This is a genomic window from Providencia sp. wls1922, assembly GCF_009706505.1.
Classification (GTDB): domain Bacteria; phylum Pseudomonadota; class Gammaproteobacteria; order Enterobacterales; family Enterobacteriaceae; genus Providencia; species Providencia lanzhouensis.
The window spans coordinates 1-23,930 of the sequence record NZ_WLUG01000064.1 but is presented as its reverse complement, the minus strand read 5'-3'; the positions used below and the strand labels follow the sequence as shown (position 1 = coordinate 23,930).

Sequence of the window (23,930 nt, the reverse complement as noted above, 5' to 3'; positions counted from 1 at the left end):
TCTTGGTTTTGATATGCTGTAAATAACTCATGATAGGTAATTGGAACGCAGATGGCAGACCGCAACTTTGATGATATTGTCGATAAATTTGCAAAAAATATTTATGGAACGACAAAAGGAAAAATTCGCGAAGCGGTAGTTTGGCAAGATCTGACCCAGTTACTGGAAACGCGTTTTCAAGGTCAAACATTACGTATATTAGATGCAGGCGGCGGAGAAGGTCATTTTTCTCGTCAATTAGCTGCAATGGGTCATCAGGTTATTCTTTGCGATTTATCCGAAGAAATGTTAGAACGGGCATCGGTGCTTGCTGATGAACAAGGAATTAGCGAGAATATCAGCTTTGTTCACTGCGCAGTTCAAGATATTGCTCAACACCTTGATGAACCAGTTGATTTTGTCTTGTTTCATGCGGTACTTGAATGGATTAGCGACCAGAAATATGCATTAGAGCAACTGGCAGAGATTATCAGGCCGGAAGGCATATTTTCTGTCATGTTCTATAATGCAAATGGCTTGGTGATGCGTAATGCAATTTTAGGTAATTTTCATCTCGCAACTCCTCATATCCAGCGTCGTCGCAAACGTTCATTATCGCCACAGAACCCGCTTTTTCCTCAACAGGTTGATGAGTGGCTTATTGGTTGTGGTATGGATATTTTAGGCAAAAGTGGCGTCAGAGTGTTCCATGATTATTTGCAAAGTAGACAATTACAACAAAAAGACTTTCCAGCGTTATTGGCGCTTGAGCAACAATATTGTCGTGAAGAACCCTATATTAGCATGGGGCGATATATTCATGTCATGGCACGCAAACAAACCCAAAAGGACGATTTATGAGTGATTTTTCCCAGACCGTCCCTGAACTCGTGTCTTGGGCACGAAAAAATGATTTTGCGATTTCCCTACCCGCAGAGCGCCTAGCATTTTTGCTGGCCGTCGCAGTACTTAACAGTGAGCGGGTGAACGGTGAAATGAGTGAAGGGGAGCTGGTGGATGCGTTTCGAGAAGTGTGCAAAGGCTTCGAACAAACCACCGAATCACTGGCTGTCAGAGCGAACAACGCCATCAACGACATGGTTCGCCAAAAAATATTTAACCGCTTTGCCAGCGACATTGTCGAAGGAAATGCGATTTATCGCCTAACGCCACTCGGCATTGGCATTAGTGATTACTATATTCGTCAACGCGAATTTTCGACATTAAGATTGTCGATGCAGTTATCGATTGTCGCGGGAGAGCTACAACGTGCAGCGGAATCAGCCGAAGAAGGTGGTGATGAATTTTATTGGCACCGCCATGTTTTTGCGCCATTAAAATATTCAGTCGCTGAAATTTTTGACAGTATTGACCTGTCACAGCGAATTATGGACGAGCAACAAAACAGCGTTAAAGATGATATTGCTGCACTTTTAAACCAAGACTGGCAGGCAGCGATTGCCAACTGTGAACAGCTACTTTCTGAAACGTCCGGTACATTAAGAGAATTGCAAGACACGTTAGAAGCAGCTGGCGATAAGCTACAGGCAAACTTACTGCGTATTCAAGAAGCGAATATGAATGCGCCGCAGTTCTCGGAAATGGTCGACCGACTAATCTTTGATTTGCAAAACAAGCTAGACCGTATTGTGAGCTGGGGGCAGCAATCCATTGATTTATGGATTGGTTACGACCGACATGTTCACAAATTTATCCGTACAGCGATTGATATGGATAAAAACCGTATATTTTCTCAACGTTTACGTCAATCTGTACAGCAGTACCTCGATAGCCCTTGGGCACTCACCTATGCCAATGCGGATAGGCTTTTTGATATGCGTGATGAGGAGCTGGCACTTCATGATCAAGAAGTGATGGGGGAACTCCCACCTGATCTGGAATTTGAAGAGTTCAGTGAACTTAATGACCAATTAGCGGCGTTAATCGAAGCGCAACTTGCGTTCTATAAAACGGATAACAAACCGCTGGATGTCAGTCACGTATTACAGAGTTATCTGACGCAATACCCGCAGAAACGCCATTTTGATGTTGCGCGTATTATTATCGATCAGGCTGTAAAACTAGGTATCGCAGAGGCTGATCTGGCGGGATTACCGGCAGAATGGCGCGCTATTAATGATCACGGAGCCAAGGTACAGGCACATGTCATCGACAAATATTGAACAATTTATGCCAGTTAAACTGGCTCAAGCACTAGCTAACCCTATTTTTCCTGAGCTGGACAGCCAACTGCGTGCTGGTCGCCATATTAGTATTGATGATCTTGATAATCATGCATTTTTAATGGATTTTCAGGAATCGTTAGAGCAATTTTATGCTCGTTATAATGTTGAACTGATCCGGGCGCCAGAAGGCTTTTTCTATTTGCGTCCTCGCTCAAGCACTTTAATTCCCCGTTCTGTTTTGTCTGAACTGGACATGATGGTGGGTAAAATTCTGTGCTACCTCTATTTGAGTCCTGAGCGTCTAACCAACCAAGGGGTCTTTACCTCTCAAGAGCTGTTTGAAGAATTATTGTCGCTGGCCGACGAAAGCAAATTACTGAAATTTGTTAACCAACGCTCCACAGGTTCAGACCTTGATAAACAAAAATTACAGGAAAAACTGAGAACCTCCTTAAACCGTTTACGCCGTTTAGGTATGGTCTATTTCCTGCAAAATGACTCCAGCAAATTTATTATTAATGAGTCTGTATTCCGCTTTGGTGCGGATGTACGTAGTGGCGATAATCCTCAAGAAGCACAATTACGCATGATCCGTGATGGTGAAGCGGTCTCTCTTGAAGGGGAATTGTCGCTAAGAGACAGCGATGAAGACGAAACGGATGAGAGTCAAGATCTGGCTGACAGTGAAGAGGATGAACAAGAATGATTGAACGCGGAAAATTTCGCTCACTGACGCTGGTGAACTGGAACGGCTTTTTTGCTCGTACTTTTGACCTTGATGAATTAGTTACCACCCTGTCTGGGGGAAATGGTGCGGGTAAATCCACCACCATGGCGGCCTTTATTACCGCCATGATCCCTGACTTAACATTACTGCATTTCCGTAATACCACAGAAGCAGGAGCCACCTCGGGTTCCCGTGATAAAGGTCTACACGGAAAGCTGCGTCCTGGTGTCTGTTATGCCGTACTGGATGTGTTAAACTCTAAACATCAACGAGTTATGGTCGGTGTTCGCTTACAGCAAGTAGCAGGACGCGATAAAAAAGTCGATATCAAACCGTTTATGATCCAAGGCGTGCCATTAGCCACTGTGCCAACGGAAGTATTAACGGAAGTGTTTGAAGGGCGCCAAGCTAAGGTTATTCCGTTGAATGATCTGAAAGAGCGTGTAGAAAAACAAGAAGGCATCCAATTTAAGCAATTTAATTCGATCACGGACTACCACTCAATATTATTTGAATTAGGTGTACTGCCAAAACGCCTGCGTTCAGCGGGCGATCGTAGTAAATATTACCGTTTGATTGAAGCTTCCTTATATGGCGGGATTTCCAGTGCAATCACTCGTTCACTACGTGATTATTTATTACCGGAAAACAGCGGTGTACGTAAAGCATTCCAAGATATGGAAGCGGCATTACGTGAAAACCGTTTAACACTGGAAGCCATCCGCGTAACACAATCTGACCGTGATTTATTCAAACATTTGATCAGCGAAGCCACAGACTATGTATCTGCGGACTATATGCGCCACTCAAATGAGCGTCGAATTCACCTAGATGCGGCTTTAGCTGCCCGAAACGAACTGTATAGCAACCGTAAACAACTACGCGTTGAGCAAGTTCGTAGTGTGGAAATGGCGCGTGAATTAAATGAACAAAACGAAGCATCAACGGAAATCGAAGCGGACTACCAAGCGGCAAGTGACCACTTAAATCTGGTGCAAGCGGCATTACGTCATCAAGAAAAAATTGACCGCTACCAAGCTGATATTGAAGAGCTCACTTATCGTCTTGAAGAACAGAGCGAAGTCGTCGCAGAAGCCACAGAGAAACACGAAGAACTTGATGCCCGTGCTCAAGCGGCTGAAATTGAAGTGGATGAGCTGAAAAACCAGCTGGCAGATTACCAGCAAGCGCTTGATGTACAGCAAACTCGTGCGATTCAATATCAACAAGCACTTCATGCCTTAAACCGTGCTCGCGAACTCTGCCAGCTACCTGATCTTACCATTGAAAACATCGATGAATGGCTGGAAACCTTTGAAGCCAAAGAGCAGCAAGCCACAGAAGCCTTACTCGCATTAGAACAAAAAATGAGCGTTGCGGATGCGGCGCATAGCCAGTTTGAGCAAGCGTATCAACTGGTGAAAACCATGTTAGGTGATGTGAGCCGTGGGGATGCATACACGCAAGCGCGTTCATTACTGCGCGACTGGTCATCGCAACAACATTTAGCAGAGCGTGTTCAGCCGCTGCGTATGCAATTATCTGAACTGCAACAGCGTTTAGACAGCCAGCGTAATGCAGAAAAATTACTGAGCGAATTCTGTAAACGTTATGGCCAAAGTGTTGAGCCGGATGAGCTTGATGCCTTGATGGCAGAGTTAGAAATTCTGCAAGAAGAGTTAAGTACTGGTGTTAATGAGAGCGGCGAAAAACGCATGCAAATGCGCCAAGAGTTGGAGCAAATTCGCCAGCGTATCAGCCAGCTTTCCGCTAAAGCGCCTGCGTGGATTATGGCGCAAGAAGCACTGACTCAACTCAATGAACAATCGGGTGAAACTTTCGAAAATAGCACTGAAGTGACTGAATTTATGCAGCAACTTCTTGAGCAAGAAAGGGAAATTACGGTTGAACGTGATGAAGTCGCAGCGCAGCGCCGTGACCTTGATAAGCAAATCGAACGTTTAAGCCAGCCAAGTGGTGCCGAAGATGGTCGCATGCTGGCACTGGCAGAGCGCTTTAATGGCGTACTGTTATCTGAAATCTACGATGATATTACCATTGAAGATGCGGCGTATTTCTCTGCATTGTACGGCCCAGCGCGTCACGGTATTGTGGTACAAGATTTGGCTGTGGTTCGCGAGCAGCTAGAAAATTTACAAGATTGCCCTGATGATGTGTACTTTATCGAAGGGGATCCATCTTCATTTGATGATAGCGTTTTTGATGCCCAAGAGTTTGAAAATGCTGTATTAGTCCGTTCATCGGAGCGTCAATGGCGCTATTCTCGCTACCCAGAGTTACCGCTATTTGGTCGTGCTGCCCGTGAAAGTCATTTAGAGTCACTGAGTGCTGAGCGTGATGAATTGGCTGAGCGTTATGCGACCTTGTCGTTTGACGTGCAAAAAATTCAGCGTGCTCACCAAGCATTTAGCCGTTTTATCGGTCAGCATATTTCAGTGGCGTTTGAAGCGGATCCTGAAGCTGAAATTCGTACATTAAATCAAAAACGTACTGAATTAGAGCGTGGACTGAACCAATTTGAAGAACAGACCCAGCAACAACGCCAACAGTTCGCTCAAGGCAAAGAAAACCTACTGGCATTAAACCGTTTATTGCCGCAAGTGAATTTGTTGATGGATGAAACGCTGGTGGATCGCGTTGAAGAGATCCGAGAGGAGCTTTCAGAAGCTGAAGAAGCGGCACATTTCATCAATAAGCACGGTAACAATCTGGCGAAGTTAGAGCCGATTGTGACGGTATTACTCAGTGATCCTGAGCAACATGATCAACTGCGTAAAGATTATGAATTGGCGAAACATACCCAGCAAAATGCGAAGCAACAAGCCTTTGCCTTGGTGGAAGTGGCACAGCGTCGCGCGCACTTTAGCTACAGTGATTCGACGGGGATGGTCAACGAAAATGCGGACTTGAATGAAAAATTGCGCCAGCGTTTAGAGCATGCGGAAGCCGATAGAACTCGTGCCCGTGAGCTATTACGCCAGCAACAAGCACAAAGCACGCAATATCATCAAGTTTTGGCATCGCTGCGCAGTTCATTCGACACCAAGCAAGAAATGTTGAAAGAACTTGAAGCAGAAATGCAAGAAATGGGCGTGAAAGCGGACTCAGATGCACAAGAGCGTGCCAGCATTCGCCGTGATGAATTACATCAATCTGTTATGGCAAACCGTAGCCGCATCAACCAGTTAGAAAAACAACTGACGTTATGTGAAGCGGAAATGGATAACCTGCAAAAACGTCTGCGTAAGCTGGAAAAAGATTATTACCAAATCCGTGAGCAAGTCGTGATGGCGAAAGCGGGCTGGTGTGCGGTGATGCGCTTGGTGAAAGATAATGGCGTTGAGCGTCGTCTGCATCGTCGCGAATTGGCTTATACCGATGGTGATAGTTTACGTTCGATGTCGGATAAAGCGTTAGGAGCGCTGCGTTTAGCGGTGGCGGATAACGAACATCTGCGTGATGTGTTGCGCATGTCTGAAGATCCTAAACATCCTGAGCGTAAAATTCAGTTCTTTATCGCAGTGTACCAACATCTGCGTGAGCGCATTCGCCAAGATATTATTCGTACTGATGACCCAATCGATGCGATTGAACAGATGGAAATTGAGTTAGCGCGTCTGACCGAAGAGTTAACTGCCCGTGAGCAAAAACTGGCAATTAGCTCGAAGAGTGTGGCGAATATCATTCGTAAAACTATCCAGCGTGAGCAAAACCGTATTCGTATGCTGAACCAAGGCCTACAAGCGGTGGCATTTGGTCAGGTTAAAGGGGTTAGATTGAATGTGAATATTCGTGAAAGCCATGCCTTATTGTTGAGCGTGCTATCCGAAGAGAGCGAATTGCACCAAGACCTGTTTACTAGCCAACGTTTAACCTTCTCTGAAGCGATGGCGAAACTGTATCAACGCCTGAACCCACAGATGGATATGGGGCAACGCCTGCCGCAAACCATTGGTGAAGAACTGTTAGATTACCGTAACTACTTAGAGTTAGAAGTTGAAGTTAACCGCGGCTCTGATGGTTGGTTAAAAGCAGAAAGTGGGGCGTTATCAACGGGTGAAGCGATCGGTACGGGGATGTCTATCTTAGTAATGGTCGTCCAGAGCTGGGAAGAAGAAGCCCGCCGACTGCGTGCGAAAGATATCATTCCATGTCGCTTACTGTTCTTGGATGAAGCGGCGCGTTTGGATGCGAAGTCTATCGCCACGTTATTTGAGTTATGTGACAGACTGGAAATGCAGCTTATTATCGCTGCGCCGGAAAACATTAGCCCGGAGAAAGGAACCACCTATAAACTGGTACGTAAAGTGACTGGTAATACGGAACACGTTCACGTTGTTGGGTTAAAAGGTTTTGGTCAGGATAATCCGGCTCCACAAGCATTACCTCAATAATTGATTTTTTGTAGATAATAAAACCGACATAGGAAACTGTGTCGGTTTTTTATTATCTTTGCATTTTTAATTTCTTTATTTTTATTATCTTCATTTCCCTTTAAATCATTAATAGATGACCGCAATGAGATTTGAATCTCATTTTTATGTAATGAAAACTTTTATCATTGCAGTCCGTGAGTAGTTAATCACGAAATAAAACTATTATAAGGATCGAACATGAAGAAAATCACACTAACGCTAAGTGCAATTGTATTAGCGCTGAGTTTTACGGCAACATCTCAAGCCAAAATTCCAATGCCAGAAACAGTCAGTACTGGAGTGACAGTTGCGGAATTAGCGGCACAACAACCGGTTCATTGGGTCTCTGTTGAGCAAATTAAACAGAGTTTAGAAGGTAAAGCACCAATGGCGGTGGGTTTTGATATTGATGACACCGTTTTATTCTCAAGCCCAGGTTTTTACCGTGGAAAACTTGAATTCTCCCCAAATGATTTTAGCTACCTGAAAAACCCTCAATTCTGGGAAAAAATGAATAATGAGTGGGATAAATTCAGTATGCCAAAACAAGTGGGCATCGATTTAGTTAAAATGCACTTAGAACGCGGTGATAAAGTTTACTTTATTACAGGTCGTACACAGACTAAAACTGAAACTGTGACTCAATATGTGCAAGAAGGCTTAAGAATTCCTGCAGATAAAATGAATTCAGTCATTTTCGCTGGTGATGAACCCGGTAAAAATAATAAAGTAAGCTGGATGCGTGACCATAAATTAACTATCTATTATGGTGATGCTGATGCGGATATTGCTGCGGCTCATGAGTTAGATATTCGTGGGATTCGTATTCTCCGAGCTTCAAACTCCTCTTACCAACCGTTGCCAAAAGCAGGTCGCTTTGGTGAGGAAGTTGTTATCAATTCCGAATATTAATATTCGATAAAAAGTTAGTTAAAGGTGATTATTCGCCTTTAACTAACAAAATAGTGTTTATTTATTGATGACATATTCCAGCGATTTAATATAACTTATATTAAATTAATTCTATTGAGAGAATAAAAGACGTCAATATTTGATATGTTATATCGTTTAGTTTTGGTGGAAAATGCAAACAATTCTATTTCTCATGCTGTTTTTATAAATAGTGCTCATTTCAGATAGCCTACCTCAATAACTTTTTTCATCAATAAAGACAAAATTAGTCAATTCCTATAACATTCTTCTCAGAGTTAAATATAATCAAATAGTGTCACTATAATAAAAAAATAATGTTATCCATGTAGTAACTTTAAGGTGGATGTATGGCAAAGAGAAGAGTGAAAGCTCTGCAGATCTCAGTATTATGTGGGCTGATGGCGATGCAGTTCCCTGCATTTTCCGCAGCAGAAAATACGCAGCAAAACAGTATGGAAATTCAACAACCTCAATCAGTTGTTGCTGAAGAGGTGAGTAAAGTCACGGCAAAAGAGAGCTTGGAAAAGCTTAACGCATCTTTGCCTGTAGAAACAAAATTGGTGTTTGCGGACCAGTTGGCAAAAATTTATGCAGACAGGCAAATGCAATTGTTATGGCAAGATGAAACGGCAATTAGCCAGTTTCAACAGCAATTAGCGGAGCTTGCCTTAGCGGGTTTCCAACCTCAATTTAGCGAATGGTTAGTTTCATTGGAAAATAGCCAGCTGAGCGAAATGGGGCGTGATGCTATTTTATCCGACGCTATGTTGGGGTATTTACAATATCTTTCTTCTGTTGAGTCAACGGGACAATATTGGTTATACACCAGCCGTCCTTATAAAATTATCGCACCAACTGCGGCACAAATGAAACCGTGGTTAGAGGCTGAATCTGAACATCGCCTGGGTGAGTGGGTGAAGGCTCAAGCACCGAAACACGCGATGTATCAGCCGATGCGCAAAGAGATGCTAAAACAGCTCGCATTGCCGGAAGATACGTTAGAAATTACAAGTACAAAGGCATTAAAACCGGGTCAAGCCAGTGATGATGTCATTACGCTCCGTGAGATTTTAGTGCGAGATGGATTATTGGAAGCCTCTGCGGTTGGTGAAGCCGTTGATGCATCCGCACCGCCAGAAGAGATCAATAAAGTCACCGCCAATGCCCGTGTGTATAGTGATGACTTAGTGGATGCAGTGAAAAAATTTCAGCTTCAATATGGTTTAGAAGCTGACGGTGTGATTGGTAAAGGCACGCGTGTTTGGCTCAATATGCAGCCAAAACAAAAAGCGGGGCTGATGGCACTGAATATTCAGCGTTTACGGATTGTGCCGGAAAGTAGTGGTACAGGAATCTTGGTGAATATTCCTGCGTACACATTGGATTTTTATCTGAATAACGACATCATTTTGGATTCGAAAGTGATTGTTGGGCGTGCAGATCGTAAAACGCCAATTATGAGCAGCGCACTGAATAATGTGGTGATTAACCCACCTTGGAGTGTGCCAACCAGTTTGGCGCGCAAGGATATTGCGCCGAAAGGTAAAATGGATCCAAGCTACTTTAGCCGCAAAGGCTATACGGTTTATTCAGGTTGGGGGCAAGATGCTTATGAAATCGACCCTTATACAATCGACTGGGAAAATATTACTCCAGCGAATTTCCCTTATCGCATTCGTCAAGCACCAGGCTCAAGTAACTCTTTAGGGCGTTATAAGTTTAATATGCCAAGCTCAGATGCGATTTATTTGCATGATACACCGAACCATAGTTTGTTTAATAAAAATGCCAGAGCAATTAGTTCAGGCTGTGTTCGTGTAAATAAGGCTAGTGAGCTAGCGACGATATTATTAGGTGACGCAGGTTGGGCTCAGACTCGCATTGATGGGGCATTAAAAGAAGGTTCAACACGTTATGTGAATATTCCTGACCGTATTCCTGTGTACCTTTACTATCAAACTGCGTGGGTTGATAAAGATGACCAACCGCAATACCGGGCTGATATTTATCAATATGATGGCAGTATTGGTAATGCAGAAAAATATCTGCCTGCAATCAAAGTAATTTTAAAATAGTGACTATTACTCGAGGGGCTTAGGCTCCTCGATGCTATTTCCTGCATTAATTCCTAAATCTTCCTAACAATTCCGTTTTAATATATTTATATATTGAATGCATTGTGTTTACATATCATACGCAGTAAGGAATTAAAGTCGTCTTAATCGGCATGTTATAAGTGATTTCACTCACCTTTTTGCATAAAAGTGATGGATTTTCCTTAATTTACGCAATTCTTTACATAATTATACATTAAAGCTAAATATCCTTTGCTAGACTGATGAAGTTGAAATGTATATTTACTGAATAATTAACACCTGAGTTATCACCTATGGATATGATTGATCAAAACCGCAGAAAGTGGTTGGGAATTGGTGCTGCCGCAATCGGTCTGGGACTATTACCTAATCATGTACTTGCTGCAATGAGTACACCTCGCCCAAGAATTTTACGTTTTCAAAACTTAAATACAGGTGAGTTTTTAAAGACCGAATTTTTCGATGGTCGCCGTTATAATAAATCTGAATTAGCTCGCTTAAATCACCTTTTCCGTGATTATCGCTGCGATAAAGTGAAAACCATTGATCCTAAATTATTTGACCAAATTTATTTACTGCAAATGATGATGGGAACCAATAAGCCAGTTCAGCTGATTTCAGGTTACCGTTCATTAGAAACGAATAATGCATTGCGTCGTAAGAGCTCTGGTGTGGCTAAACAAAGCTACCATACCCGTGGGCAAGCGATGGATTTCCATATTGAAGGCTTGCAGCTAAGTAACATCCGTAAAGCGGCGTTAAAAATGAGTGCTGGCGGTGTGGGCTATTATCCGAAAAGCAATTTCATTCATATCGATACAGGTCCAGTGAGAACATGGTAATCTGTGCATAGGTGACACAGATTATGGAGTGATTGTTCGATGAAATATACTATTATCCCAGTAACCCCGTTTATGCAAAACTGTCAGGTTATCTGGGATGAAACCTCAATGAATGCAGTGATTGTTGATCCTGGTGGTGAGGCTGAAAAGCTGATTGCCGCCATTGAAAGCCGCGGATTAACATTAACAAAAATCTTACTGACCCACGGTCATTCTGACCATATTGGCGCCTCAGCCCCCCTTGCAAAACATTTCGGTGTACCGATTTATGGTCCGCAGAAAGAAGATGCTTTCTGGATTGAAAATCTCGCTGAGCAAAATGCGATGTTTTATATTGGTGATTGCCCTGATTTCACACCAGATCATTGGTTAGAAGAGGGGGATAGCATCACGTGTGGAAATATTCAATTTGATGTGCTGCATTGCCCTGGCCATACACCCGGTCACATTGTTTTTGTGAACCATGCTGACAAACTCATCTCCATGGGCGATGTGTTATTTAAAGGTGGTGTCGGGCGCAGCGATTTCCCGCGCGGAAACCATCAAGATCTTATCGCATCGATTAAAAATAAATTGCTACCTCTTGGTGATGATTATCACTTTATTCCAGGGCATGGTCCTATGTCCACATTAGGGTATGAGCGTATTTCTAATCCTTTCTTACAAGATGAATTACCGGTTTGGTAATGATGTTTGAATAAAAACCTCCTATAAAAGCCTCTTAATTGGGGCTTTTTTGTATAAAAATTTAAAACTCATTTATAAAAAAATAAACTATATCCTAATTATATTTCTTCGGTTTTATTCTGTTAATTATCTTTGGTATTTTTTAATAAATAGGTAATCAGTTGCTTATTTATTAATTTAAAGAATATATTGATTTTAACAATGAGGTATAAATGCCAAAGCCAAATATTGAGTTGAGATTTTCACAAGAAACGTTATTAATTAATTTAAAAGAGTTTGATAACAAAGGGAAAATCGCGAATTTTTTCAGAGGCGAAAAATCGCAAAGTAGGTTGAGTCACTTAAAAAAAATGGTGACATGGGATGGTGTGGATTATTCCATGTCAGATGGCTACTGTTATGGGTTTTCAAATGAGTTCTTATCTTATAGTTCAATAGGCCAAGGGAACGATTATCTTAATAAGTTAAATGAATTAATAAATATTATCGATGATAAAACAGAATATAAAAATGCTTATGATAAAGTCAGAGCTAAATCATTAAAAATGCACGCAAGTGTACTATTCAATGAGTATTTAAAAGATGTGATATATACTCATAGAATCGAAACTGATTCATCCGTTATTCATGCAAATTTATCGTATCGGTATGTTACGCCAATTGAAGGGAAGTCTTTTCTGGAATATATGAGTCATTCGATTGATGAAGGTATCGAATCATATAAAAAATATCGTGAAAAAAATAAAAATAAGCAACAGTATGCAGATAATCTTAAAGAGCTTCAAAAAATAAAATTACATCAATTTTACGATGCGTTGGAAATCGAATTTAGCCAGATTGAGAAACGTAATAATCCATTGGCCCAAGACCCTTGGTTCAAGCAGTTTCATGAACGATTTTCTAGCCGGAAAAATGAAATAGCGAAAAACTTTGATATTAACGATGCGAATTTTTCTCAAGAGATGATCTTAAAGAGTCTTGATTTTGATAACTATAAAATTCAAAAAGAAAACAATAGGAAAAACGGAGTTTCATTAGATTTAGATAATCATAATTATAACGGTAGGGAGAGCTATCGTAGCGAAATTAACCTCAGTGAATTTATTCATAAAATTTCTAGCCATACGAATAAAAGTCAAGAAATATTATTGTTTGAATTTAAGGCTGTAAATCATTCCATGGCATTGGTAGTAAATTACAACCAGAAAACGCAATCATGGGATTACAATTTCTTTGATCCTAATTATGGTATTTTTAAATACTATGACGAAGCAAGCTTCAAGGCATTTATTATCGACTTTGTTGATAAACAGGCAGATTATTACGGTTTTTTAAGAAAGGAAAACGGTGATTTTGGTATCGGTTACTCATCATTTTATAAAAATGAATTTCAAAGAGCACCTTTAAAAAATCTTAATATTGAGAATATTAAGCTGACAGAAAGCTTGCTTTTAGCTGAAGGGAAAGAAACTGTTTATCTCGATAACAATAAAAAAAATAAGTTGATATATCAAGAATTTTTCTTAGAGAATGAATTTGTTAAAATTAAAGCGGATTTAAACGGGAAAAAATATTTTATCTTCACTGATATACTCGATGTGGCAGAATTGAAAACACGAATAAATGATAATCTGGAAACGTTATCTAAAATATCAGGTGATATCGTTATTTCTCAAAACGAAAGCAAAGTGTATTCCGTTAGCAGTAACTTTGATGTGATTAAATTAAAAAATGTAGTAACTTCCGCACCAAGTCTTCATGCCAGTAGTCATAATTACGCGAATATCAACTTAAAACTTGAACCGTTATCAACGCCGGAAAAAAATAAAAATATCGGGATACCCATTGAGCACCAAAAAGCTTTTTCACTAGTAGCAGATAGAGAGAATATTATTATTGGCTTTCGTCCGGTAGATGAGAAATCGAGTTCATTGATGCAATCCGGTCACTATAGTAGTAAAGGGCTGGCGATAAAAGGAAAGAGTGCAGATTGGGGACCTCACTCAGGATTTATACCTGTCGAACAGAGATTTGCTAAATCATCAGGACGGGCAGAAAGCAAAAAATATAATAGTTATGTCCAAGATTCGCTGGCGGAAGGCAAGGGTGTTTCGGTGATATTGGAAATAACATCTGAGCGTATTAACGAACTCCAACAATATAAAACCATTTCATCACCAACGACTATAAATAAAAATGGCGATATTCAGGTTACTTCTGTTCTTGATGGAAGTGAATTCCATTTTATATTGAAAAAATTAACTCGAGATGGAGTGGATACTTGGCAAGTATATTATCAAGATAATGGTGAAATTAAACCACTTTATGTTGTTGGTGACCCTAAAACGGGGAAAGCCATGACCGCAGATTATGATTTATTCAGTATTATTTTCCCAATTTCAGAGCTGGAACACTATGTCAAAGTGAGTGAAATGCCAACTTGGGCAGAATGGAAAGCCAGTGTGAATTATGATGAGCTAACTCCACGTCAGAAAGCGTTATATACCAATGAAGCGGAATATAATAAGTATGAAGGTAGGGACAATGGCATCACTAATAACAGAATTAAAGAGATCAAAAATAAGCTAAACAAGGAGCTTGGCCGCACAGATGGTATGGAGTTAATTCACCATGGTGCGGATGATGCAAACCCGGCAAGTGTCATGAAAGAAAACTTTCCGATTACGTTTTTCCCACCTAAAAAATTAAAGATACGAAATGCCTTAACAGGTTTCTTCGAAGCGATATCCATCTATTTTCCGATGAACGCCTTTGGCGCCATTATTATTTATAATGTAAAAGAACTATCAAATTTTCAGCAGCTACTAATCAACCAAGGTTATCGTGTTCCATTAAATAAAAAATGGAGTATAGGGGATCTTAAGCAATATTTTGATCCCCAAAAAAAAATATCAAGCAGCTTTATTGAAGGGCGTGCTGAGTTGGCGCGGAAAAAAAAGCTTAGCCAATCAATTCGAGCTTAATGTGGATGTTGCGGCAATTCACCAACAGCGTCAGCACTACGATAATGAAATGGAGCGACAACTCGGCAAACCCGTCGCTCAATTAGATACAGGATTTGATGATATTTATCTTCAGCATATGACGCAGAATCATTCTGAGTTCCTCGCCGGGGAGCGATCTCCGACAACCGACTCAATTGATCAGTGGCAGGATCCTATGTCGCGATATCAAGAGGCTAAAAAACAAAATACGGAAATGATCAGTTCCGTAAAGCCGACGAAGTATGATTACAATGTGATTATTCAGCTTGGAGGGGATGATATCTCTGCATGGTCGACGGCGTACGCATTTTCTAAACACCCCGATGATTCAATGGTGGTGCAATTTGATATACAAACCAAGCAATACAAAGTGTTGCAAGGGGATGTCGAACGGCTAAAAACAGGAAAAGTACGTTGGATCACGGTGGGACACGGTAAATATTACGGCCAGCATCAGCCGACAACGTATGTAGGGAAATCTGCGCAGCAGTATGTTGATGGCCTGCGGTATTTAAAGCGCCAAATATCAAATACTCATAATCCCGATAAATTGGTGATGCTAGGATGTAATTTAAGTCGTGGAGGCGTTAATGAAAACTTTGCGATGAAAGCTGTCAGCCTATTTGCCGAACATAATATGCATATGCCAGTAACGGCTTATAATCGGAATATTAATAATGATTATCTAGGAACAAAATTTATTGCGCCAACGGGTGATCCTAATGAATCCACGAGTACCGATGGCTATAAGTTTGTTTATCAATATCACCCTGAAACACAGCAAATTCGTGTCAATCGGCAATCGAGCACACTGTTTTTTATCAATGAAGTGCGCCGTGGCGAATTATCCATAAGCCAATTAAACGACTATACCGAACCTGACCATTTCTCTGCATTTAGGGATCCTGAGACGCGAAATTTAGATCTCAATCTCTTGAAGAAAGTGATTTATAACCCTGAAGCTTACCGATTATTTGTCGGCGAGTTAAAAAAAATGGGTGGGGAATTACCCGATAATTTCTATCGTGATTTTACGAAAAAACTAAATCAAGAAGGAATGACGTCTATCCCATTATGGAAAATGGTTGATAAAACACGTATACAAAAACTATCCAGCCCGACATCGACTGTCACAGACTCAAATTTAACGGTCATTATCCGCCTTACTGGTGATGGAAAAGGTCGCCAACTTGCAGAAAGTTGGGCAGCGAAAAATCCATATAATACGCTGATTTTTCAAATGGATGCAGAGGCGAAAAAATGGACTATTGAATACGGTGAGGCTTCGATTGCCTCATTAGTAGAGAGCCAAAAAAAGGTGGATTGGCTGCTGATAGGTGATGGTGAAACCTTACGTACATCAAATATAAACTTGGTTTCAGGACTAGTTGCGGTTAAACAAAAATACCCATTCGCGGCACCAGACCATATTCTATATCACTCCATGAGTAAGGGGATGATCACCGAGGCTGCGGAACATCGCAGCTTTACTTCTGAGCTTGAAGCGACGTTAAAACAGCATGGGTTCGAGACTAAGGTGTTGTCGAAATTTACTCATGAGCGAGGAGCGTCATCCACAACAAAAGGGCAAAAAATTCAAGCGTTGTTTGAAAAAGTAGCACTAGGAGAACAGGATCTCAACGCGATCCGTTTGACAGACCATCCTTATTTAGCAGACGATTTTACGAATGAGCACGGGAATTTTGACCAACGAAAATTCAAAATTGCACTTCACGACCCGTTCGTCAATGCAGAATATAACCAATCGCTGAACAAAGATAAAACTCAGCTACGTTCATGGTTATCGGAGAGTACTGAGCCGGACCTGCAATTGTCTCACCCGCGACAAGCAATAAAAATGCAAAGGTTGCTGTTAGCCATTAAAAATGATTTGTCGGTATTAAATAATCTGAGTGACCACTCAATTGAGTTACTTAAATCTCTATTTCCTGCAGGTGATGGGATTGATAAAGGAAAAATATTAGATTTGGTTACTGACCATAATAAATTTATGCTTTTTAGTGATAAATTAGAGGGGCTTAGCCAGATTAGTGATAATCATTTTGATGGGGAAAACGCGTCCCTGAAAGGGCTTTCATTTTCAGAGGCATTAGATGCTTATGAAAATAGCCAAACTCAACGTTTGAAACAATATAATCAGTTATTGAATTATCAAAACCAGATGGAGGCGGGATATCATAGCGGTTTAATTAATCATGGAATAATTCGCTCAGATAAGCCGGCTCAATCTATCGACCAAACTTTAGGTGCTGTATATGCCATTGAATATCATCTGACAGACAGTTATGCCGCGAGAAATTTCTTAGAGCAAAAAGCACAACTTGAATGGGCTAAACAACAAGGTATTTTAACGGACTCTGGTGAGGTATTGCTGGATAAAATACAGCAATATGAGCAGGATATAAATACGCGAGTTAAAAATAGTGGGGTCACGATTGCTGATCAATCAATCTCAACACTATTTTCCACTAAGGCTGACTCGGTAAATGGGATTGTATTCTTGAAAGGAAAAATGACGAGCTATACCGTTATTTACGTGAAACGCAATGGTGTTTATGAATTTAGTTTATTTGACCCTCAAGGCATCCAATTTACCAGTGAAAATGCCTCTCTTCAGACAGCAAAGCATCAATTTAAACAACATTTAAAAAACTATTTTAATCAAACGATAGAACTTGCTGATGGACAATCTATTTCTCGGGGAGCTTCGGCAGGATTTCAGTTAACTAGCGATGGCGATTTTAGAGCCGATCTGCAATTTATCAATCTTGAAGATAGTGAATTGAAAGAGGCGCTATCTGAACCGCTAAATCAGCGAACGTTAATTATGGAACAGGCGGAGTTTAATTCGACCCAAAATCGTTGGGTTGAATTAAATGGAGAAAAAATAGCATTTTCTAAATTACAGCATCTTGGCGCGACAATAGATGGAAAGCCTATTTCTCATGGAGATATGGCATTACCTAATCTGCATAAGAATATACGCTTTTCACCTGAAAAATTGGTGATGTATTTTACGTTAATGGACGGGAATAAAGATGATATTGCGTTTATAAAGATATTTTATGAACAATTAAGTTCAGAGGATATTTATCAATTGGTGAAACGTGATGCAAACTTTACTGAGTCTGGATTGCTTAAAAAACAATTTAAATATTTAGCAAATGATGTAGATATTCAACAAGAGGCTATTTCATCACCTACATTAAAAAAACTTCGGCAGGTAGGTATGCAATTACCGTTATTTCGCCGGATTGCTAATCGCTTTGGGCAAAGCATGGGGGGGGCCGGGGTTATCCAGAGCCTCATTGGGGCTTATTCAATTTTAAATAGATTGGATAACCCAGATATCACTGCTGAACAAGCTAAAGAGTTAGAGAAGCAGCTGTATTTACTTTGTGGCTCTGCTTTTTTTAATTATGGCGACATGATAATACAGCCATTAATGTTAAATGTTGCTTCAAATAAAGGTACGACTTCTTTAGTTAGGGCAAGGGTCGCGGCAGGTGTTGTCGTTATTTTCAATTTAGTTGGGATGGGTATCGATGCTTATCAAGCCTACGATAATCTTTCTAAGTTAGATAGTGTAACTGATCCTAAGCAGCGCCAAGATTTAATTGTTAATGCGTCATTTTCGATTGTTAGTGCGGTGGTGAATGGTGTCACGGTTATTGCTGTACTCGTAGGCGCTTCCACTGTCCCTGTGGCGGGATTAGTCGTTGGGGGGATCTTACTTGTTGGTGGCTGGATCTATAACGGTGTTCGTGCTGTCGAAAATATTAAAGCAGTGATTGATATTGATTGGGATCGTGAATTAGAAGAAGGGATTCGTGGGGCGCTAGGGCTAGAGCCCACGTTACGTAGCCAACAAGAAATGAGTACCCAGTTATATATCAATGCATTTAAAGAACAAGAGTGGCAAATGGATCTTGCACAGTTTAGAAACGGTATTTTACAAGCCGGTTTTGATCATCATTTGACGGTTATAGAGAAACCCACTTATGAAAAAGAACGCCGATATTATCTAATTGATCGTTATGGTAACCATTTTTACGGAACCCTAGAAGAAGGATATTATGGTATGCATACGTGGGGATTACGTTATACACAAAAAGGTGCTCCATCGTTCACTGAGGAGGAAGTCGATTTTATTTTGGCGAATCAGGTGATAAGAGATACTACATGGTATCGAAATTTAAGAAAATTTTATGCTAATCACGGATGGGATCTGAGGAAAAATTTTAGTCCGCGTAAAAAAGCTAAAGAGGTTATAGACCAAAAGCGTACAGGGAGTGTGCCAACCCACGAACGCTATTATTTAAATTCCGCCTACAATAATCCACTACTTGATGAATTTCAAACTCGTCATCGTATATCAAATGGTGACGTTACATTATCGTTAAAAGATCAATTAGATAAATCGAACCCTGAGCAGTTGAGCTTCTATTCAAAAAAAAGGGAGTTTGGTGTATTAGGGCAGCAGATATTGCAAGAAAATGAGCGACTAGAAAGTGAGCATTTAGTTAATGATAAAAAAGGTATTAGCCTTTATCTTAAGAACCCGCATAGCCGAGGAACGAGTTGGAATACAGGGAATGGCAATGACTTGCTTATCGGCCATCAAGAACAAAAAAATGCCTTCCAAGTTCTTTCTGGGGAGAAATATTTTGCGGGGGGAAATAAAGACGACCTGTTTTATATTCGGGACAGTAGTTTAACGTCACTTCGTTCCCGTGATGATAATAAACCAACAAAGTACCTAGATGGTCAGCAAGGACAAGACACTGTCGTGGTCGATGGCTTACCTGAAGGTTACGATGTCCATGCCAATTTAGCGTTAAATAGTTTGCACTATAAACATCAGTTTACACATCAATTTATTTCGGTTGCCCATTTACAAAGTATCGAGAATATCCTCATCAAAGGAAATAGCAATGACCGGTTACGTGGCAATGATATGGCTAATATTCTTGATGGTGGATTGGGTAAAGATTTACTTATTGGGGAAGGTGGTAACGATAAACTGATTTTAACCCAAGGAACGGCAGTGGGTGGTCAGGGCGATGATAGTTACCATATCCGACGTTTTGATTGGACGACGGATGTGGATAACCTTTATCTGACGAACCGTTATTGGGATAGGAAACTAAAAGCAGTCAAAACAAAAACGACGCTTAACCCAATCTACCAACATAACCATCAACAGTATCACGTAAAAGTGGTTATTGATGAGTCCAGCCAATCTCAAAGCATTGTTAGCCTAGCGTATTCACTGAATGAAATAAAACAGGTCTATCTTCAAGATAATAACTTGTATCTCGTCATTTCGCTGCCTAGCTCCAAGGTGGATGATTTTACTTACAGCAATGTTGAGAGTTCGGTAACGATTGTCTTGAATAACGTGACTACGGTGAGCCAAGGTCAACAAAAAGCCAACCATACTTATCGGTTACATACGAAAGATGGTTTTGTGATGACCAGCCAGATCAAAGTGTTAGATGAAGGGATGCCGACTCAATTCTTCAATATTAGCTATATTCAAGAAAATGACCAACTCACAAGTTCGGATGGTAAATCAGTCAAAATTGATGAAACGTTAAACGCCATTACCATCAACCAAAATCGCCATCATATAGCTCCAAGTTGGGGATGGTTTACGCCAGTTGGGCGAGCGGAGAATTTGGTGTATCAGGGGGATGATAAGAACAATCTATTATCACTGATTAGTTCTGGAAGTTACATTCATGCCAGCCGCGGAATAGATACCTATCAAATCGTACATGCGGAAGATGAGCGTTCGACAATCACCTTTGATTTTGCATCGGTTAATGGGCAATTTACGGCAGATGATAAAGTCATCTTACTTCTGCCTACCGATAATGGGTATGCATTGTCAATGGAGGGGTTAACGCTATATAGCAAGGATAAATTCGGTCAGCGGCAATTAGCGATTAATTTCGTCAATGTTGATGACAAATTGACCGATGTTATTTTGATTCAGGATAGAAACAGCAATATGTTTTCATTAGATTTGCAGACTCAGAGCCTTATGCCACTGAAACCTGTTTCTAAGAGTAGTGACAGTGCCGATGAAATTATTTTACCAGTAGGCTATCTGTCTGAGCGGCATATCATTGATGGGAAAGATGGCGATGACATTATTATCAATAGAAGCCTAGCCAGTTACATACTGATAGGTGGTGAAGGGGATGACAATATCAAAGCTATTGATGGTAATAATGTGTTATATGGTGGCGCCGGAGACAATTTTTTGAGTGGTGGTGAAGGCGATGACTTATTGTTGTCAAGTCAAGGAAATGACACCTTAATGGGGGAGGCGGGGAATGACCACTATGTTATTGATGGAAACCATTCTGGTACTGTTTATTTAGAAGACAATCTCGGTGATAACCACATCCATCTAATTAACTTTAAACCACAAGTGATTAAGGATGCCTCAGGGGAAATACAGTATCACCTTTATGTTTCTCAAGCGGGAAAAATCGTCAAAATCAAACCGCCAACCGATGGCAGCAACGCTAGTGTTACTGTGCATCACTATGAGCAATTAGATGCGGAATATTTCTCTTCGGCAAAAAATGGAATGACACCATTAGTAGACTACTTATCCGCTCAACAGGATTTAGCTAAACAGTCTGGTCGATTAGCAACCTGGAAGCCAGTGAGTGAATTAGCTGAAACATTAAAGGGAATGGCTAAACCATTGAAACAAACCACAGGAAATGATGCCATCTTAATAAAAACACCTAGCGAACACTTTTTGATAGATACGTTAGATGGCGATGATGAAATTGTTGATGAATCCTCCCAAGGGCGCGTGATCAAGGGTGGGAATGGGAATGATAAACTGATTTGCTTTGATGGTGAGAACGTTCTGTATGGTGGGGAAGGTGATGATACTTTACTGGCAAAAGGTATGGGGCGGGATGTTCTGATTTCGTTAACTGGCAATGACAAGCTTTCCGGCGAGAAAGGCGATGATCTCTACATTGTGAGTGGTCATGGGCAAGGAAATGTGGCCATTCATGATTTTGAAGGGCGTAATCAAGTGGCTCTGATTGACTTTAAGATAGATGCTATCCGTTATCAGGAAGTATCTCCTACTATTGTGGAGACAACCTATCAGTCATACAGCGGAAGAACGGTCACACTACGCCATAATAATCACCAAGGTTCGATGGCTAATGTGATGCAGGTGATTCACATGAATAATCATCCAAAACTTTCACAACCGAATGTGGATTTAAAGATTGATCGTTTGGTTCAACTGCTTGCAGAGCAGCGGATTGAGCATGAAAGCAATTTGGAAAATCAATCTAAAAAGAATTCGCCAGTGCCTCATTGGGGCGCGGTGTCGACAACGGAGTATTTTCTTAACGTTCTGTAATTCCTATTGATGTAAAAACAAAAAAACACCCCATTAAGGGGTGTTTTGCAATTCATCAGATTCCAAATTGAATCTTAAAGCACTTTTACAATAGCATCACACAGCGGAACCATGTTTTCCAGTGTTAAGCCAGCCACGTTGATGCGGCCAGAACTTACTGCGTAGATACCAAATTCGCTACGTAGACGCTCTACCTGCTCTTTAGTTAGCCCACTGAAGGAGAACATCCCATTTTGGTTGATGATGAAGCTAAAGTCTTGTTTAGCGCCTTTCTCTTCCAATGTTTTAACCAGCAGTTGACGCATACGTTTAATACGTTCGCGCATTGAGGTCAGTTCTTGGATCCACTCAGCTTTTAATGTTTCATCAGACAGGATAGTGGTAACCACCGCCGCACCGTGTGCTGGTGGGTTGGAGTAGTTAGCACGAATAACCGCTTTCGCTTGGCTAAATGCGCGCTCTGCGTTATCGCTATCTTTGGCGATGATGGTGCAAGCACCCACACGCTCATTGTACAGACCGAAGTTTTTCGAGAATGAGCTGGCAACAATCATTTCTGGGTTGTTTTTGGTGAAAATGCGTAAGCCTTCTGCATCTTCATCTAAACCTTTCGCAAAACCTTGGTAAGCGAAGTCGAATACAGGTAATAACCCTTTTTCAGCACACAGAGCAGCCAGTTGAGTCCATTGCTCTGGCGTTGGGTCAATACCAGTTGGGTTATGGCAGCAGCCATGGAGAACAATCACATCACCAGCAACCGCAGATGACAGGCTGTTTAGCATGCCAGCAAAGTCCATACTGTGGTTGGCTGCATCGTAGTAATTGTAAGTCAGCACTTCTAAACCAGCTGCTTCGAAAATATTCTTATGGTTAGGCCACGTTGGGTTGCTGATCCAAACACGCTTTGCGTTAGTTTGTTTAGCAATGAAATCGGCTGCGATACGCAGGGCACCTGTACCACCTGGCGCTTGCGCCGTACGAGCACGTTGTGAGCTGATGATTTCATGGTTAGCACCAAACAGCAGCGTTTGAGTGACACGACCAAACTCCGGCATTCCGCTAATCGCGAGGTAGTTTTTGGTATTCTCGTTGTCTAGCAGGAATTTCTCTGCTTTTTTGACGGTGTCTAGAACAGGGGTTTTACCTGATTCGTCTTTGTAGACACCGATACCGAGGTTGATTTTGTTATCGCGAGGATCAGCACGGAAACTATCAGCAAGACCGAGGATAGGGTCAGCTGGGGCAGAAATGATTTTCTCAAACATATTGTCGATTCCAAAACTCTGTGGTTTAGCTGAAAAGAGGTACAACGGAAAATGTCGAGCTATCAGAGTAACTTGGAAGAGGGTTTTTGCCAATTGTTTTACTAAAAATTGGTGTGATCTTGTGAGCTAGATAGCCATTACATCAAATTTAACCAAAAATTGAGTATAGACCAGTGAGTTAATCTAATTAGTGGGATTATTAACAAATAAGACGGTTATCAGATTCGATAATGGGGAATATAAAACACCTGCAATAAAAAAAGCAGCGCCGGAGCGCTGCTTTCAAAAACATGATTTACTGTTTTCAGATTATCAGTTAACTGATAATTAGAATTGGTAAACTAA

11 protein-coding genes are annotated in these 23,930 nt (G+C 40.9%); 10 read left to right on the top strand and 1 reads right to left on the bottom strand.

The genetic code is table 11. The annotated features are described in order from the left end of the window. The first annotated feature begins 51 nt into the window (after positions 1–51). The 10 genes from cmoM (at position 52) to GKR71_RS06010 (ending at position 22,320) form a co-directional block, all read left to right on the top strand. Positions 52–840 carry a tRNA uridine 5-oxyacetic acid(34) methyltransferase CmoM gene (cmoM, locus tag GKR71_RS06055; protein ID WP_036951748.1) on the top strand — a complete coding sequence of 263 codons (789 nt, stop codon included), beginning with the start codon at positions 52–54 and terminating at the stop codon, positions 838–840. Continuing rightward, positions 837–2,162 carry a chromosome partition protein MukF gene (gene mukF / locus GKR71_RS06050; protein WP_036951744.1) on the top strand — a complete coding sequence of 442 codons (1,326 nt, stop codon included), beginning with the start codon at positions 837–839 and terminating at the stop codon, positions 2,160–2,162. The genes cmoM and mukF overlap by 4 nt, the downstream gene beginning before the upstream one ends. Next, a complete protein-coding gene (mukE, locus tag GKR71_RS06045; RefSeq protein WP_036951742.1) occupies positions 2,143–2,871 on the top strand; it encodes a chromosome partition protein MukE in 729 nt (242 codons plus the stop codon). Before mukF ends, mukE begins: the two co-directional genes overlap by 20 nt. Further along, on the top strand, positions 2,868–7,307 hold the full coding sequence (gene mukB / locus GKR71_RS06040; protein WP_154634054.1) for a chromosome partition protein MukB: 4,440 nt from the start codon (positions 2,868–2,870) through the stop codon (positions 7,305–7,307). Before mukE ends, mukB begins: the two co-directional genes overlap by 4 nt. 219 nt (positions 7,308–7,526) lie before the next feature. After that, on the top strand, positions 7,527–8,240 hold the full coding sequence (gene aphA / locus GKR71_RS06035; protein ID WP_036951738.1) for an acid phosphatase AphA: 714 nt from the start codon (positions 7,527–7,529) through the stop codon (positions 8,238–8,240). A 368-nt stretch (positions 8,241–8,608) separates the two neighbouring features. Next, positions 8,609–10,336, top strand: a complete 1,728-nt coding sequence (gene ldtD / locus GKR71_RS06030) for a L,D-transpeptidase (RefSeq protein WP_036951735.1) — start codon at positions 8,609–8,611, stop codon at positions 10,334–10,336. Between the two features lie 314 nt (positions 10,337–10,650). Further along, the gene (locus GKR71_RS06025; RefSeq protein WP_036951733.1) at positions 10,651–11,199 is read left to right on the top strand and encodes a YcbK family protein; all 549 of its coding nucleotides are present in this window, start codon (positions 10,651–10,653) and stop codon (positions 11,197–11,199) included. A 39-nt stretch (positions 11,200–11,238) separates the two neighbouring features. Beyond that, positions 11,239–11,886, top strand: a complete 648-nt coding sequence (locus tag GKR71_RS06020; protein WP_036951731.1) for an MBL fold metallo-hydrolase — start codon at positions 11,239–11,241, stop codon at positions 11,884–11,886. Positions 11,887–12,098: 212 nt separating this feature from the next. Continuing rightward, positions 12,099–14,870, top strand: coding sequence for an anthrax toxin-like adenylyl cyclase domain-containing protein (locus tag GKR71_RS06015; RefSeq protein ID WP_154634053.1), 2,772 nt, complete (start codon positions 12,099–12,101; stop codon positions 14,868–14,870). Further along, the gene (locus tag GKR71_RS06010) at positions 14,821–22,320 is read left to right on the top strand and encodes a C80 family cysteine peptidase (RefSeq protein ID WP_154634052.1); all 7,500 of its coding nucleotides are present in this window, start codon (positions 14,821–14,823) and stop codon (positions 22,318–22,320) included. The genes GKR71_RS06015 and GKR71_RS06010 overlap by 50 nt, the downstream gene beginning before the upstream one ends. A 74-nt stretch (positions 22,321–22,394) precedes the next feature. Here GKR71_RS06010 and GKR71_RS06005 read toward each other — a convergent pair whose 3' ends face one another. Further along, complete coding sequence (locus GKR71_RS06005) at positions 22,395–23,585, bottom strand: amino acid aminotransferase (protein WP_154634051.1); 1,191 nt, start codon at positions 23,583–23,585, stop codon at positions 22,395–22,397. Positions 23,586–23,930: the final 345 nt, after the last annotated feature.